The organism is Nocardia sp. CA-128927, from assembly GCF_050955855.1.
GTDB lineage: Bacteria > Actinomycetota > Actinomycetes > Mycobacteriales > Mycobacteriaceae > Nocardia.
Genome location: NZ_CP192087.1, coordinates 9,314,834 through 9,330,051 on the forward strand (window position 1 = coordinate 9,314,834; position 15,218 = coordinate 9,330,051).

14 protein-coding genes are annotated in these 15,218 nt (G+C 67.3%); 7 read left to right on the top strand and 7 right to left on the bottom strand.

From position 1 onward, the window contains the following. Position 1 precedes the first annotated feature (1 nt). Positions 2 to 937, bottom strand: coding sequence for a 4-(cytidine 5'-diphospho)-2-C-methyl-D-erythritol kinase (locus ACQPW1_RS43390; protein WP_433659254.1), 936 nt, complete (start codon positions 935 to 937; stop codon positions 2 to 4). 76 nt (positions 938 to 1,013) lie between these two features. Further along, the gene (locus ACQPW1_RS43395; RefSeq protein WP_433659256.1) at positions 1,014 to 1,766 is read right to left on the bottom strand and encodes an SDR family oxidoreductase; all 753 of its coding nucleotides are present in this window, start codon (positions 1,764 to 1,766) and stop codon (positions 1,014 to 1,016) included. A 78-nt stretch (positions 1,767 to 1,844) separates the two neighbouring features. Between ACQPW1_RS43395 and ACQPW1_RS43400 the strand changes: the two genes are divergently transcribed. The 5 genes from ACQPW1_RS43400 to ACQPW1_RS43420 all read left to right on the top strand — a co-directional run bounded on the left by ACQPW1_RS43400 (position 1,845) and on the right by ACQPW1_RS43420 (position 6,771). Beyond that, positions 1,845 to 2,444 carry a TetR/AcrR family transcriptional regulator gene (locus tag ACQPW1_RS43400; protein WP_433659258.1) on the top strand — a complete coding sequence of 200 codons (600 nt, stop codon included), beginning with the start codon at positions 1,845 to 1,847 and terminating at the stop codon, positions 2,442 to 2,444. Positions 2,445 to 2,534: 90 nt separating this feature from the next. Continuing rightward, on the top strand, positions 2,535 to 3,341 hold the full coding sequence (locus tag ACQPW1_RS43405) for a CPBP family intramembrane glutamic endopeptidase (protein WP_433659260.1): 807 nt from the start codon (positions 2,535 to 2,537) through the stop codon (positions 3,339 to 3,341). 102 nt (positions 3,342 to 3,443) lie between these two features. Next, positions 3,444 to 3,650, top strand: coding sequence for a heavy-metal-associated domain-containing protein (locus tag ACQPW1_RS43410; RefSeq protein ID WP_433659262.1), 207 nt, complete (start codon positions 3,444 to 3,446; stop codon positions 3,648 to 3,650). Further along, positions 3,650 to 4,558, top strand: coding sequence for a hypothetical protein (locus ACQPW1_RS43415; protein WP_433659264.1), 909 nt, complete (start codon positions 3,650 to 3,652; stop codon positions 4,556 to 4,558). Before ACQPW1_RS43410 ends, ACQPW1_RS43415 begins: the two co-directional genes overlap by 1 nt. Beyond that, on the top strand, positions 4,558 to 6,771 hold the full coding sequence (locus ACQPW1_RS43420; protein ID WP_433659266.1) for a heavy metal translocating P-type ATPase: 2,214 nt from the start codon (positions 4,558 to 4,560) through the stop codon (positions 6,769 to 6,771). Before ACQPW1_RS43415 ends, ACQPW1_RS43420 begins: the two co-directional genes overlap by 1 nt. A gap of 67 nt (positions 6,772 to 6,838) precedes the next feature. On the opposite strand, the gene ACQPW1_RS43425 is transcribed toward ACQPW1_RS43420, so the two are convergent. The 5 genes from ACQPW1_RS43425 to ACQPW1_RS43445 all read right to left on the bottom strand — a co-directional run bounded on the left by ACQPW1_RS43425 (position 6,839) and on the right by ACQPW1_RS43445 (position 12,456). Beyond that, on the bottom strand, positions 6,839 to 7,678 hold the full coding sequence (locus ACQPW1_RS43425) for a GNAT family N-acetyltransferase (protein ID WP_433659268.1): 840 nt from the start codon (positions 7,676 to 7,678) through the stop codon (positions 6,839 to 6,841). Between the two features lie 70 nt (positions 7,679 to 7,748). Continuing rightward, a complete protein-coding gene (rsmA, locus tag ACQPW1_RS43430) occupies positions 7,749 to 8,630 on the bottom strand; it encodes a 16S rRNA (adenine(1518)-N(6)/adenine(1519)-N(6))-dimethyltransferase RsmA (RefSeq protein WP_433659270.1) in 882 nt (293 codons plus the stop codon). A 287-nt stretch (positions 8,631 to 8,917) separates the two neighbouring features. Beyond that, complete coding sequence (locus ACQPW1_RS43435) at positions 8,918 to 10,084, bottom strand: alpha/beta fold hydrolase (protein WP_433659271.1); 1,167 nt, start codon at positions 10,082 to 10,084, stop codon at positions 8,918 to 8,920. Positions 10,085 to 10,309: 225 nt separating this feature from the next. After that, complete coding sequence (locus ACQPW1_RS43440) at positions 10,310 to 11,437, bottom strand: transglycosylase family protein (protein WP_433659273.1); 1,128 nt, start codon at positions 11,435 to 11,437, stop codon at positions 10,310 to 10,312. A 191-nt stretch (positions 11,438 to 11,628) separates the two neighbouring features. Continuing rightward, positions 11,629 to 12,456, bottom strand: a complete 828-nt coding sequence (locus ACQPW1_RS43445) for a TatD family hydrolase (RefSeq protein WP_433659275.1) — start codon at positions 12,454 to 12,456, stop codon at positions 11,629 to 11,631. A gap of 80 nt (positions 12,457 to 12,536) precedes the next feature. Between ACQPW1_RS43445 and metG the strand changes: the two genes are divergently transcribed. Continuing rightward, on the top strand, positions 12,537 to 14,135 hold the full coding sequence (gene metG / locus ACQPW1_RS43450) for a methionine--tRNA ligase (protein ID WP_433659277.1): 1,599 nt from the start codon (positions 12,537 to 12,539) through the stop codon (positions 14,133 to 14,135). Between the two features lie 222 nt (positions 14,136 to 14,357). Then, positions 14,358 to 15,026, top strand: a complete 669-nt coding sequence (locus ACQPW1_RS43455; RefSeq protein ID WP_433659279.1) for a TetR/AcrR family transcriptional regulator — start codon at positions 14,358 to 14,360, stop codon at positions 15,024 to 15,026. The last annotated feature ends 192 nt before the right edge of the window (positions 15,027 to 15,218 follow it).

Genomic DNA, 15,218 nt, shown 5'->3' on the forward strand with positions numbered 1-15,218 from the left:
ATTACCGCTTGCCGGGAGTATCGCTGTTGAGGACGCGGGCGCCGGGGACCGGGCCGCTCGCGGTCCGAATGCTGCGGCAGACCCCCGCGCCCGCCAGCTCCGCCGCCACCGATACCGCGGATTCCTCACTCTCACAAAGGAATGCGCACGTGGGACCGGACCCGGAGACCAAGCCCGCGAGCGCGCCCGCGTTGACACCGGCGCGCAGCGTCCGGCGCAGCTCCGGTTTCAGCGATAACGCGGCCGCCTGCAGGTCGTTACCCAACAGCGGCGCAAGCTGTTTCGGATCACCGAAGGCCAAGGCCTGCATCAGCTGTTGCGGTTCGCCGAGCCGCGGCGGGCTGCCGTGCTCGCGCAGCCGGTCGAGTTCCGCGAACACCGCCGGGGTGGACAGCCCGCCCTTGGCCAGCGCGAGCACCCAGTGAAAGCTGTTGCGGGACAACACCGGAAGCAGCCGCTCGCCGCGTCCGGTGCCGAGCGCGGTGCCGCCGTGCAGCGCGAACGGGACGTCGCTACCAAGTTCGGCCGCCACCGCGGTGAGTTCCTCGCGGGTGAGCCCGAGATCCCACAGTTCATTGAGGCCGACCAGCGCCGCCGCGCCGTCCGCGCTGCCGCCGGCCATCCCGCCCGCCACCGGAATGCCCTTGGCGATAGCGAATTCCACCAGTGGCGCCCGGCCGGCCAGATGCGCGAGCCGGACGGCCGCCTTCCACACCAGGTTGGTTCGATCGGTCGGCACGTCGGCGGCGCCCTCGCCGGACACCCGCACGGCCAGCGAGGCCGCCGGGGCGATCTCCACATCGTCGCTGAGCGACAGCGCCTGGAACACCGTTGTCAGGTCGTGGAACCCATCGGCGCGCAGGTCACCGACTCCGAGGTGGAGGTTCACCTTCGACGGCGCCCGCACGGTGATGGGGCTCGGCACAACTGACAGCACGGTGCCCTAGCCTAATGGGTGGTCCTGGCCGTCGCGCGGCTCGATATCGGCCTTTCACCGTCTGTGAATCATTCGGTTACAGCAGCCCCCCGCCGGTGGCATCGATCCACTGTCCGGTAACCCAGCGGGCGTCGGCGGAGGCGAGGAATCCGACGACATCGGCCACGTCGGCGGGTTGGCCGAGCCGCTTCAGCGGAGACATGGCCGCCACCGCCGCCACGGTCTCGGCATTGTTCAAGAAACTGGCGTTCATATCGGTGTCGATGATGCCGGGTGCCACCGCGTTCACCGTGATGCCGCACGCACCGACCTGCTTGGCCAGCACGCTGGTGAAGGCGTCGATCGCACCCTTGGTCATCGTGTACGCGAGCAACTGCGGCATGCGCGCGCCATTGGTGAGACCGGTCGAGAGATTGATGATGCGGCCGCCGTCGCGCATCCGGTCCAGGCCGAGCTTGGTGACGAAGAACGGCGCCTTGGCGTTGACCGCGAAGACCCGGTCGTAGGCCGCCTCGTCGGTGGCTTCGATCGGTTCGCGGCTGCCGTCGATGCCCGCGTTGTTGACCAGGATGTCGACCCCGTCCGCGTGTGCGTCGAAGGCGGACCACAGTGCCGCGGCGTCGTCGGGTACGCCGAGTTCGGCGCGGATCGCGAAGGCCGAGCCGCCCTCCGCCTCGATCGCGGCGACGACCTCCTTGGCCGCCTGCGCGTTCCCGTTGTAGTGCACCGCCACCCGCGCCCCGTCCCGGCCGAGCCGTTCGGCAATGCCCCGGCCGATGCCACGGCTGCCGCCGGTCACCAGTGCGGTCTTGCCTGTCAGTGCGCCCATCATGGGCTCCTTTCTCTAGCGATCACTACAGAACAGGACACTAACACATTCTATAGCGATCGCTATAGAATGGATTTCATGAGCACCACGACCCGAGGCAGGCCGCGTTCGTTCGACCGGGACGCCGCGCTGGAGCAGGCGCTGCGGCTGTTCTGGGCACGTGGTTACGAGGCCACCTCGATCGGCGACCTGACCGCAGCGATGGGTATCGGCGCGCCGAGCCTCTACGCGGCATTCGGCGACAAGACGACGTTGTTCAAGGAAGCAGTCCAGAGTTTCGGTGCGAAGTACGGCGACTTCATGGCGCGTGCGCTCGCCGAGGAGCCGACCGCCGAGGCGGCCATGCGACGCACCCTGCGCGAGGCGGCGGTGGAGTACACCCGGCCCGACTGTCCGCGCGGCTGCTTGGTGATCAGCGCGGGCATCAACACGAACAGCGGCGAGGTCGCCGACATGCTGCGGGAGTTGCGCAGTCGGAATCTCGGGTTGTTCATGGAACGGATCCAGGCCGATATGGACTCGGGCGTCTTGGTTACCGAGGACGACGCGTCCACCTTGGCTCGCTATGTCGGCACGGTGATGCAGGGGATGTCGCAGGCGGCCAGGGATGGCGCGAGCCGAGCGGAACTGGAGAAGGTCGCCGAGTTGGCCATGTACGGCTGGGGCCGAGCGAGGTAGCCGCCGCCCTCCGGAAGGATGACAGCGCCGCGCGAGAAATGGCCCTGAAGAGGGAACCGCACAGTGCAAGCGCGATGTGACGCTTTTTCCGTGATAACTCAGCCTGCAATTCCCACCGATCCACCCCTCGGCGTAGTGCGGACCGTGCCGCCACCTGCCCGAACGTTCTGGACATTCATCGGGATCTATGTCCTGGCCACGCTGCTCGGCTCGGCGGCGATGCTTGCGCTGCAACCGGTTTCGGGCATCGATCCGGCGGCGTTGTCGCTGGTCCAGTTCGCTCCCGCGCTCGGCGCGCTGGTCACCTGGCTCATCGGCCGCAAGGTGCTCGGTCCATTGCTTCCCGCGCCGGTATCCGCTCGACAGGTTCGCGAGAATCTCGGCTACATCGTGGCGGCGTGCGTGCTGCTCTCGCTATTGATCGCCGGGGCAACGGCACTGGCCGGGCGCGACCTGGTCGGACCCGTGGCGGTCGGCGGCGCGCCCTTCGTGGTGTTCGTCGTTATCCAGCTCGTCGGCGCGACCGGCGAGGAGATCGGGTGGCGCGGCTTCCTGCAACCACTGCTGGAATCACGGATGCGCCGGGTCGTAGCGATCGCGGTGACCGGTGCGATGTGGGCGCTGTGGCATGTGCAGGCGTTCGGTGCGGGCCCGGTGGTCGCGGTGTCGTTCTTCGTGTCGACAATGGCGTTCGCGGCGCTGCTCGGCGCGCTCGGCACCGGCGGTCTCTGGCAGCGGGTGCTGGTCGCGGCGGTCGGGCACTGGTTGATCAATGTCGGGATCTACCTGACGGTGGGAAACGAGACGCTCGGCCGGCCGCACATCGTGATCGCAGCAGTCGGAGCGGTTTTCGTCGCCGCGGCGACGCTCGCAGTACGGTCGTGGCGCACGCGGTGAGCGACCACCTTGCCACTTGCGCCCAATACCCGCTGGGGGTATGTTCGGTCGAGTCGGGGTACCCCCGGCCCGTATGATGGAGAATGAGCGAAGGAGTCGGAGATGCCCAGTTCCACCTACACCGTCACGGGGATGACCTGCGGGCACTGCGTGAGCTCCGTCAAGACGGAGATCGGCAAGATCGACGGTGTCACCGGTGTCGACGTGGATCTCGCCAGCGGCGCGGTCACGGTCGACAGCGCCGCACCGATCGCCGATGCCGACATCGTCGCCGCCGTGGACGAGGCAGGCTACGAGGTCGCGGTCTGATGCAAGACCGGCTGAAGTTCGCCGCCTTCGGCGGTGCGCTCGTCGTGTTGTTCGGTGTCGCGCTCGGCATCGGCGCCCTGGTGGGCGATCCGGCCGAGCCCGCGCCGGACGGCATGACGCACTCGGCCGGGGCGGACACGGGGCTCGCGGCGAGTCGATCCGGTTACACCCTCGCCGACCTCAGCGCGCCGACGGCGCCGAATCAGGCCGGTACCCTGCGCTTTCGGATCACCGGGCCGGACGGCGCGCCGGTCGTCGGGTTCCGTACCCAGCACAACAAGAAGCTGCACCTTATCGTCGTCCGATCCGACACCACGCAGTATCGGCACGTGCATCCGACCATGGACGCGGCGGGCACCTGGTCGATCGACTGGACCTGGGCGCAGCCGGGCACCTATCGGGTGTTCACCGACTTCATGCCGGAGACCGCGGGCAACGAGCCCGGCGGGCTGGTGCTCAGTCGGACCATCAACGCGACGGGAACAGTTGAGCCGCAACCGCTTCCGCCGCCCGCGCGGACCGCGACGGTGGACGGTTACCAGGTCGCCGCGACCGGCGATCTCGGCACAGCCGGTAGCGAGCCGCGATTCACGATCACCCGCGGCGGCTCGCCGGTTACCGATCTGGAACCGTATCTCGGCGCCTACGCACATCTCGTCGCGTTGCGTGCGAATGACCTCGCCTACCTGCACGTACATCCGGAAGGCGAGGTCGGCCGCACGCCGGCCGGACCCGAGGTCGCGTTCCATGCACAGGCCCCGAGTGCGGGCGCATATCGGCTGTATCTAGACTTCTCGCACGGCGGCGCGGTACATACCGCCGAGTTCACCATGGAAGCTTCTATGGTCGAATCATCCACAGGCCCATCCACATCCGGCGGCACACCGCATCAGGGTGGCGGGCACTGATGTCCGCACCCGCCGACCTGCGCTCGATCGAGCTGGAGATCGGCGGGATGACCTGCGCTTCCTGTGCCGCGCGGATCGAGAAGCGGCTCAACCGAATCGACGGCGTCACGGCGACCGTGAACTTCGCCACGGAAAAGGCAAAAGTAAGTTATCCACAATCCGTTTCACCGGATTCACTGGTAGAACACGTTGTCGATGCGGGGTACGCGGCGCACGTATTCAGTTCGGCCGCAACACAAACCGACCAGTATGCCAGTCTCGGCGCGCTTCGACGCAAGCTACTGATCAGCATCGTGCTCGCGCTGCCGGTGATCGTGTTGGCGATGATTCCGGCGCTGCAATTCGAGAACTGGCAATGGGTTTCGCTCGCCCTCACCGCGCCGGTGGTGCTCTGGGGTGGGGCCGGATTCCATCACGCGGCGTGGACGAATGCCCGGCACGCCACCTCGACCATGGACACGCTCGTGTCGGTCGGCACGCTGGCCGCCTTCGGGTGGTCGCTGTACGCGCTGGTGTTCGGGCAGGCCGGGATGCCCGGGATGAAGCACTCGTTCAGTCTCGCGATCCAACGCTCGGACGCCTCGTCGGCCGTGTATTTCGAGGTGGCAGCCGGTCTGATCGTCTTCATTCTCGCCGGTCGGTACTTCGAGACGCGGGCCAAGGAGCGGGCGGGTTCGGCGCTGCGGGCATTGTTCGAGCTCGGCGCCAAGGACGTGTCGGTGCTGCGCGACGGCACCGAGATGCTGGTTTCCGTAACGGACTTGCGGGTCGGTGAGCTGTTCCTGGTCCGGCCCGGCGCGAAGGTCGCCACAGATGGCGTTGTGGTCGAAGGGAATTCGGCGCTCGACCAGAGCCTGCTGACCGGCGAGTCACTGCCTGCCGAAGTCGGCCCAGGCGATGCCGTGGTCGGTGCCACCGTGAACGCGGGTGGTCTGCTGACCGTGCGCGCCACCCGGATCGGCGCGGATACCCAGTTGGCGCAGATGGCGGCGCTGGTCGAGGACGCGCAGAACGGTAAGGCGCCGGTGCAGCGGCTCGCCGACCGGGCCGCCGGTGTCTTCGTGCCGATCGTGTTCGCCATCGCCACCATGACGCTCGGATTCTGGTTGGGCACCGGCGCTTCCGCTGCGGTCGCTATCGGCACTGCCGTCGCCGTGCTCATCATCGCCTGCCCGTGCGCGCTGGGGCTCGCGACGCCGACCGCCCTGCTCGTCGGTACCGGACGCGGTGCGCAGCTCGGCATTCTCATCAAGGGCCCGCAGGTGCTGGAATCCACCCGGCGCATCGACACCGTATTGCTGGACAAGACCGGCACGGTGACCACGGGGCGAATGACGCTGTCCGACATCGTCACCGCCGACGGCATCGACGCCGACGAAGTGCTGGTGTTCGCCGCATCGGTGGAGCACGGGTCCGAGCATCCCATCGCGCGGGCGATCGTCGCGCATGCCGCCGAACGCGGGCTCGCGCTGAAACCGGTGCGGCAGTTCGTCAGTCACAGCGGCACGGGCGTGGCGGGGTTCGTCGACGAACGCGATGTCGTCATCGGCCGCGCCGAACTGCTCGGGTCCATTCCACTGCCCGACCCGCTCGCCGCCGCACAATCGGCCGCCGAACACGCGGGCGGCACCGTCGTCGCGATCGCCTGGGACGGTGTCGCCCGCGGCATCCTCGTCGTCGCGGACGCCATCAAACCGTCCAGCGTCCAGGCGGTTACCGAACTCCGCGCCCTCGGACTGACCCCCATCCTGCTCACCGGCGACAACGCCGCCACCGCACGCACGGTCGCCGAGCAGGTCGGCATCGATGAGGTGATCGCGGAGGTCTTGCCCAGCGGCAAACTCGACGCGGTACGAAACCTGCAGCGCGACGGCAAAGTAGTCGCGATGGTCGGCGACGGCGTCAACGATGCCGCCGCCCTGGCTCGAGCCGATCTCGGCCTGGCCATGGGCACCGGCGCCGACGTCGCCATCGAAGCAAGCGACATCACCCTGGTCCGCGGCGATCTACGCACCGTCGGCGCCGCTATCCGCCTCTCCCGCGCCACCCTGCACACCATCAAGGGAAACCTGTTCTGGGCCTTCGGCTACAACATCGCCGCCATCCCCCTGGCCGCAGCAGGCCTCCTCAACCCCATGCTCGCAGGCGCCGCCATGGCCCTTTCCAGCATCTTCGTTGTCACCAACAGCCTGCGCCTGCGGACGTTCCGTTGAGCGCAAAGGTTCTGTCTGAGCGTCAATGTTCAGCGAAAGCCTTTGTGCCGCAATCAGTATTTAGCGCTCAGCCAAGTGCCTGGGTGAAAGGTGCCAGCAGCATCGCCCGATTTCCGGGCAGATCCTCGCCGAGCACCATGAGCGGAGACGGCGGATGAGCCGTCAGCCCGCGCTCGATCAACCAGCCGCTGAGCTCGGCCACCCCACCGGAACACAGGTCGACGCGCGTCGAACTCCCCTCCGGGAGTGCGGCATCGAGCAATGCCTTCGCAGTACGCACCGAGTCCGCGACCAAAGGCCCCGCATGCACAGTGCCGAGGTTGCGCCAGGCAACCACGTAACCCCCGTCCGCGATCACTACCCGGTCGGCGATCGGGAGCACGCGCCGCAGCAGCATGCTCCGGTCGGCGCCGAAAGCTTGCTGGTCCAGCCTGACCAGCGCCGGCAGGTCCCCGATTCCACCCTTCCGGACATCTGGTGCCGCTATGGAAGCTGTTGACCGCGTGCCGACTCCGGTGTGCTTGACCACCTCATCCACGACCCGGAAACCCAGCTTTGTATAAAGCGGCCGACCCGCCTCGGTCGCGTACAGGAACACGGTGGCGCAATCCGCAGCGGCCAACGCCTCGTTCATCAAGCGGTAGCCCAGGCCACGACCGCCGTACCGGCCGGCGACCAGCAGCATGCCTACCGCGCCGATGCTCGGCGCTACTTCGGTCAGGAAGACCGTTCCCGCCAAACCTCCGTGTGGATCGTCGATCCCATAGCCACCGCCGAGTTCCAGCAAGAGCCGCCACTTGGCTTCCTCCCGCGGCCACGCACGGTCCGCCGCGAGATCCAGACAGGCTGCCAGATCTCCGACGCCGAGTTGCCGAACTTGCACTTCCTTCGCAACGATCTCGAGCACCGCGCCAGCCTAATCAGGTCGTCCGACGGATTGGTTGTGCGATTCGCGTGCCCAGCAGCAGGCGCGGTAGTCAGCCCTGGGCGGCGAGGCGGACGAAGGCTGCGGTGTCGAGGGTTTCGCCGCGGGCGGTGGGGGCTATGTCGGCGGCGAGGAGGCGGCGTTCGGCTTCGGCGGGGGAACCTGCCCAGCCTGCGAGGGCGGCGCGGAGGGTTTTGCGGCGTTGGGCGAAGGCGGCGTCGACTACCTCCCAGACTCGGCGGCGGTGGTCGTCGTCGATCGGCCAGGGGGGTTCGGTGTAGCGGTCGACGCGGACCAGGCCGGAGTCGACGCGGGGGACGGGCCAGAAGACCTGGGTGCCGACGGCGCCCGCGCGGCGGACGGTGCCGAAGAAGCCCGCCTTCACGCTGGGTACGCCGTAGATGCGGCTGCCGGGAGCGGCGGCCAGGCGGTCGGCCACCTCTGCCTGCACCATCACCAAAGAGACTGCGATGCTTGGCAATTCGGCCAGCAGGTGGAGCAGGACCGGTACGGCCACGTTGTATGGGAGGTTGGCGACCAGCGCGGTCGGTGCCACCGGGAGGTCCGCGGCGGAGATCCGCAGTGCGTCCGCCTCGACCACCGTCAGTCGGTCGGCCAGTTCCGGTGCCCGGTCCGCGACGGTCACCGGAAGGTGCCGGGCGAGCACCGGATCAATCTCGACGGCGACCACCGAATCGACCACGTCGAGCAACGCCAACGTCAGCGAACCCAAACCCGGACCGACCTCGAGCACCACATCGTCGCGCCCGACCCCGGCCGCCGCGACGATCCGCCGCACCGTGTTCCCGTCGTGCACGAAGTTCTGCCCGAGCTGCTTGGTCGGTCGCACGCCGAGTCGCTCGGCCAGCACCCGCACTTCGGCGGGCCCCAGCAACGCGGCACTCCCACGAGCAGCAACTTCAGGTTCGGACACCTGAAGAACCTATCAACCCGCCAGCCTGTCCCCACGCAACGTCTCCCGATGGCGGCTGACGCCGCACACCCCTTGCCTCGCCGCGCACAAGTTCGCCGGCCGCGCACAAAACAGACAGCAATTGCGTGCGCGGCACCCCAATCGAGGCGCGGCAGGCGAAGCCATGCGCGGCAACAAGTGGCTGCCGTCCGGGTCGAGGCGTTGTTCGCCGCGCACGTGTCCTCCGGCTGCGCACGAAACAGCTGGCAATTGCGTGCGCGGCGGGCGATGTTGTGCGCGGGACGCGCTTACGACTGGGCAGGTGTCGCTTTGATGCGGTTCAGGAACGTATCGATGGCCGCTTGCATGGCGGGGTTGAGCTGGGTGTGGCGGCCGGTACCGGTGACGGTCTGGAAGTCGACGCCGTTGGCGGCGAGCTGGGCGGCTAGGGCGGCGTGTAGCGGGGACGGCACGGTGGTGTCGGTGATGTTGAGCAGCAACAGGATCGGGGCGTCGTAGCCGGAGGTCGGCACGGTGAGGTAGGTGTCGAGGGCGGAGCGGATGGGCTCCTCGGCGAGCGGCCGGGCGAGCAGGTCGCCGACGCCGAGGCCGTGCACGCGATCGGTGATGCCGTCCAGGCAGCGGGTGCCGACGCTGTCGAGGACCGCGCGGCCCTGCGGGGTGAGGTAGTCGTCGACGTGCACGTCGGGGCGGGCGGCGCGCAGCCCGGCCAGGATGCTGACGAAGAAGCTCATCGCGCCGTCGTTGCCGGGGATGGTGGGGATGACCGGCCCGGCCAGCGGCAGCAGTTTCTCCACATCGGATTCGGGGTCGATCGCGATGGTGCCGCGGAAGTCGAGGTCGGGTGCGTAGGTGGCCTGCAGGTGGCCGGTGCCGAGCGCGGCTTGGCCGCCCTGCGATACCCCGAGCACGGCCCAGGTGCGCGACAGTTCGGGGTGGGTGGTGCGGGCGGCGCGCAGCAGGTCGATCGTGGCCGTCGCCTCGGTGGCGATCTCCAGGTACGGGTGCGGACCGGTGTCGAAGCGGCCGAGTCCGAGGTAGTCGGGCGCGACGACAGCGAAGCCCTGCGCGAGCAGACCTTGAATCAGCTGATCCTCTTTGGACCGGATCTGTTGATACGGATGACCTGCCGGATCGGCCTGCCCACCGCAGCCCGCTCCGAGACCGCTGGTGCCGTGGTCGTAGGCGATGACCGGCCAGCCGGCCGCGGGCGGCGTGCCCTGCGGGACGAACAGCGCGCCGCTGGCCTGCCGGGGAGTTCCGTCCGAGCCACGCATCCAGTACTCGAGCACCGAGCCGCCGGAGACCCCGTGCCAGCCGTCCGGCTGCGCTTCCACCGAGATCAGCGTCCCCGCAGTTTCCGCCTGCGCCGGAGCGACATTCACGAACAACGCGGCACTGGCCGACAACGTGGCCACTGCCACCGCACGCCTGCACACCTGAACAACCCGCATAAACCACACCTCACTGACCCGACCCACACCGTCACAAACCCGGACGAGTGTACAGATCGACGAGATACTGCCAGGTCAGCGTGACCGCCTAGCGAATCGGAAGAAACACCAAGGAATCCCAGGCAGTAACGGGGCTCACGCCCGCAGCCGCACAGGTCCTGATTCCCCGCATAAGGAATCGCATGCGGTTTCGTATGCTGAAAATCAGAAGGTGTGCGGCAGTGGTCAGCTGATGCCGAGGCGGCTGGTGCAGGCGGGCCAGGCGCCCCAACCCTGACGGGCGCGGGTGATCTCGGCGATGGCGATCTGCTCTTCGCGGGTCGCGAGGTCGGCGCGCGGTGCGTACTTGTTGCCGCCCTGGCGTTCCCAGGTGCCCTGGTCGAATTGGATGCCGCCGTAGTAACCGTTGCCGTTGTTGATAGCCCAGTTGCCGGTGGATTCGCAGCGGGCCAGCGCATCCCAGGTCGCGCCGTCGCGCACCGGCGGCACCTCGGTGCCCGGCTTGGCGCCCTTGCGCACGGTCTTCGGCTGCGCGGTAACGGTCACGTTCGAGCCGATCGGCTTACGGTCCACCTCGGTGCCGTTGACCATGGTGACCGCGAAGGTGACGTCCTGGACGCCGGGCGCGCCCTGGGTCTCCACTATCGAGCGGCTCATGTTCATGGTCGGGTCTTCGATCACGTTCTCCGGCGGGTCGAGCGGCAGCGTCTCGGTCCGGTTCTCGATCCGCTTGCGGGTCACCGTGATTCGCGCGCCTTCGGTGAGCGGGGTGGTCGCGGCGGGCTCCACGGTGTCCTGCTCGATCAGCGGAATGCCTGCCGCCTTGAGGAATTCACCGACCGTCGGCGCGGCGAGCCGGACGTCGACGGGGGCGCCGATGCCGTCGAGCAGCGAGACCGAACGCGGCGTCGCGACGTTCAGCGCGGCGCCTTCCAGCGGAAGCTTCTCGCCTCGCGCCGGCGATACGTAGACCTCTTTGGGCAGGCTCAGCTGCTCGAGCGCCTCACCGGCGGTCAGGCCGGTGGTCCACACACTGCGCGCCTGGCCGTCGACCATGAGCTTGACCTCACGCGCCCGGTTGAGCGTGATGGTGGCGCCGTCGCCGATCTTCGCGGCCAGGGCGGGGGCCACCCGGTCGCGCTCGGTCACGGCGAACCCGGCGGCCCGCAGCACGCCGCGGACGTTGAGGGACATCGTCGTCTCGACGCGCTTCTCACCGTCGACGACGACCGTCACCGTCTTGCGGTTCACGATCGCCAGGCCGGCGCCGACGATCAGTGTCATCAACAGCGCACCGACCGCCGCGTACAGCAGCGGCGAGCGGGACTGGTTGATTCGCGTGAATGGGGACATGGTCACAGTACGATAACGAGGGGGTTGGGGGTAGACAACCTTCACTTGCTTCAGCTGGGTCTTTCAATATCACGAACAGATATCGCTGCCGCAGGTTGATCACGATATATGCCTATCGATGTGACCTAAGACACACAGGGCATATCCAGCCCCCTTGCGGGTACTCGAATAGCCGGAAAATAGCGGTTTGGTCAGATTCCGTAGACGCGGCGCGCGTTCGCCGTGGTGATCTTCGCCAATTCGGCGGCGTCCTGTTCGCGTAGTTCCGCTAATGCGCGCACGGTGTACGGCAGGCAATACGGTTCGTTGGGAGCACCACGGAATGGATGCGGCGTTAAATACGGTGCGTCCGTTTCGACCAGAATCAGCTCGTCCGGCACAACTTTGGCGGCCTCGCGCAGCTCATGCGCATTCTTGAAACTCACCGTGCCGGAGAAACTGAGCACATAACCCTCTGCCACGCAGGCCAGCGCCATGTTGGTATCCGAAGAGAAGCAATGGAAGATCACGGTCGACGGCGCGCCCTCGTCCAGCAGCACCGTCAGCAAATCGTGGTCGGCCTCGCGGTTGTGGATCATCAGCGGTTTACGCAGCCGCTTCGCCAGGTCGATGTGCCAGCGGAAGCCCTCGACCTGGGTCTCGATGTCGGCGCACCCCTCGAGCTTGCCCGGCCAGTAGTAGTCGAGACCGGTCTCGCCGATCGCCACCACACGCGGGTCCGCGGCGAGACGTTCGAGTTCGACCTTCGCGGCATCGTCGAGCGCGTTGGCGCGGGTCGGGTGCAGCGCGACCGCGGCGTAGACGCGCGGGTCCCAGTTCGCGGCCTGCACTGCCCACTGCGCGGCGGCGAGGTCGTCGGCGACGGTGACCACCTGGCCGACACCGACCGAGGCGGCGCGGTCCACGATCACTGCGGTGGAGGCCGCATCGGTGGCACCGCAGGCATCGAGGTGGGTGTGCGCGTCGATGATCGGGGCGAGCGGCTCCGGCAGATCCGGTGCGGGGCGCTTGCTACTCATCGAAAACCGCCGCTCACCGTGGAATCGGCACCGGTCGGCTCGGCCGCGGCAACCGGGGAAACGGCGCAGCGGATATTCGCGTGAAGGTAGGAAACCACGGCCATTACAGTAGACACACCATGAGCGAAGCTGACCGCCCCGCCTTCTATATCACCACGGCCATCGCCTACCCGAACGGTGCGCCGCACATCGGGCATGCGTACGAGTACATCTCGGCCGACGCCATCGCCCGGTTCAAGCGGCTCGACGGGTACGACGTCTTCTTCATGACGGGCACCGACGAGCACGGTCAGAAGATGCAGCAGACGGCCGTCGCCGAGGGCGTCCCGGTGCAGGAGCTCGCGGCGCGCAACTCCGACGTGTTCGAGGCGCTGGACAAGACCCTCGACGTCTCCTTCGACCGGTTCATCCGCACCACCGACGAGGACCACCAGGTGGCCAGCGCCGCGATCTGGGAGCGGATGCTCGCCAACGGCGATATCTACCTCGGCAACTACTCGGGCTGGTACTCGGTGCGCGACGAGGCCTTCTACACCGAGGAAGAGACCACGCTGCTCGACGACGGCACCCGGATCTCCACCGAGTCGAAGACGCCGGTCACCTGGACCGAGGAGTCGAACTTCTTCTTCCGGCTCTCCGCCTACCAGGACAAGCTGCTCGCGCTCTACGAGGAGCATCCCGAATTCATCGCGCCCGCAACGCGTCGCAACGAGATCGTCAGCTACGTCAAGGCGGGACTGAAGGATCTGTCCATCTCGCGCACCACGTTCGACTGGGGTGTGCCGGTGCCCGGCCATCCCGATCACGTGATGTACGTGTGGGTTGACGCGCTCACCAACTACATCACCGGCGTCGGCTTCCCGGACACCGAATCCGCTGCGTTCCAGCAGTTCTGGCCCGCCGACGTGCACATCATCGGCAAGGACATCACCAAGTTCCACACCGTGTACTGGCCCGCGTTCCTGCTGTCGGCGGGCGTCGAGTTGCCGAAACGCGTTTTCGTGCACGGGTTCCTGTACAACAAGGGCGAGAAGATGTCCAAGTCGGTCGGCAATGTGGTCGACCCGCTGGAGCTGGTCGAGGCCTACGGCGTGGACGCGGTGCGCTTCTTCCTGCTGCGCGAGATCTCCTACGGGCAGGACGGCAGCTACAGCCACGACGCGATCGTCGGCCGGATCAACTCCGACCTGGCCAACGAGTTCGGCAACCTGGTACAGCGCAGCACCAAGCTGGTCGCGCGCGACTGCGGTGGCGTGGTGCCGACGCCGGGTGAGTTCACCGACGCCGACCGGAAGCTGCTGGATCTGACGAACGGGCTGCTGGACCGCTGCCGCGCCGAATACGACGCGCAGCAAATGCATCTCGCGCTGGAAGCGATCTGGCTGACCCTCGGCGAGACGAACAAGTACTTCTCCGCGCAGGCGCCGTGGGCGCTGGCCAAGTCCGGTACCCCGGAGGATCTGGCCCGCGAGGCGACGGTGCTGTACGTGACGCTCGAGGTGCTGCGGATCGTCGCGATCCTGGTGCAGCCGGTGATGCCCGCCTCGGCGAGCAAGATCCTCGATCAGCTCGGCCAGCAGGAACGCACCTTCGCCGATCTCGCGACGCCGATCGTGCCGGGTGTGGTGCTGCCCGCACCGGAACCGGTGTACCCCAAGTACATCGAGCCGAAGGACTGATCCGCGAGGATCGCTGCAGGAAGTAAACGGGCGCGGCCGCAGTCGAATCAGACTGCGGCCGCGCCGCGTTGACGGCATTGCGCGGCTCTCCAGAAGCCAACCCGCGCACCCTGATCCCGGACCGAAACGGCCATCGTTGCGTACCGGCGCGTAATCCCCTGGCGCACAGACGCATAATGCTGGGTTACGAATGTTCATGTTCGCCGATCAGGGAGGGCACCCATGCGAAGACAACAGGCGACCGACTCGACACCCATGCCGCAGAACAGCTTCGCCGACCGGCATCGGGCGGCGCGCGATGCCGTGCTGGTCTCGCAACGCGGTCGACTCATCGAGGCGATGGTCCAATGCGTCGACAGCAAGGGCTATTCCGGCACGACGCTCACCGATATCGTTGCCCGAGCGCGAGTCTCGCGCAGCACCTTCTATGAACACTTCGCGAACAAGGAAGAGTGCTTCGTGGAGGCGGTGCACACCGGGGTGGATATCGTGGCCACCCGGATCGCCGAGGAGCTGGCGCAGCTCGCGCCGACAGCCGACGTGTACGCCAGGATCGAGTCGATTGTCGGCACCTTCTGCGAAACCGTCGCCACCGAACCGGATTTCGCCCGATTGGTGCTCGTCGAATCGTTCAAGGTGAACCAGGCCGCAGTCGACTACCGCGACCTGGCCGTCGACCGGTTCGCCGAGCTGTACCGCCTCTTCTACAACCAAGCGCGCCAGGCGGATCCGGCCTTACCCGAGGTTTCCGATGAGCTGATCGCCCTGATCCCGGACGCGATCGGCGAACGCACCCGCCGAGTCATCGTGTCCGACGGCCCCGCTCGCGTCCCCGACCTGATTCCGCTGTTCGTTCACTTCGTCAACACAACACTCGGCCTGCCCACCTGAAACCGTTTCCCCCACTTAGGCATTCAGCGGCCGATGATCTACCCCGCGAATCACCCTCCACGACAGCCACATAGCAACCGGCGCGCCGCCATACCTCGGCGGGCCTCGAACATCTCAGGGCACCGACGACGAGTGGCACATAGCTGCGACGTTCGCCGAGAAGGACTCTCGATGGTGTGCCACTCGTCGGTG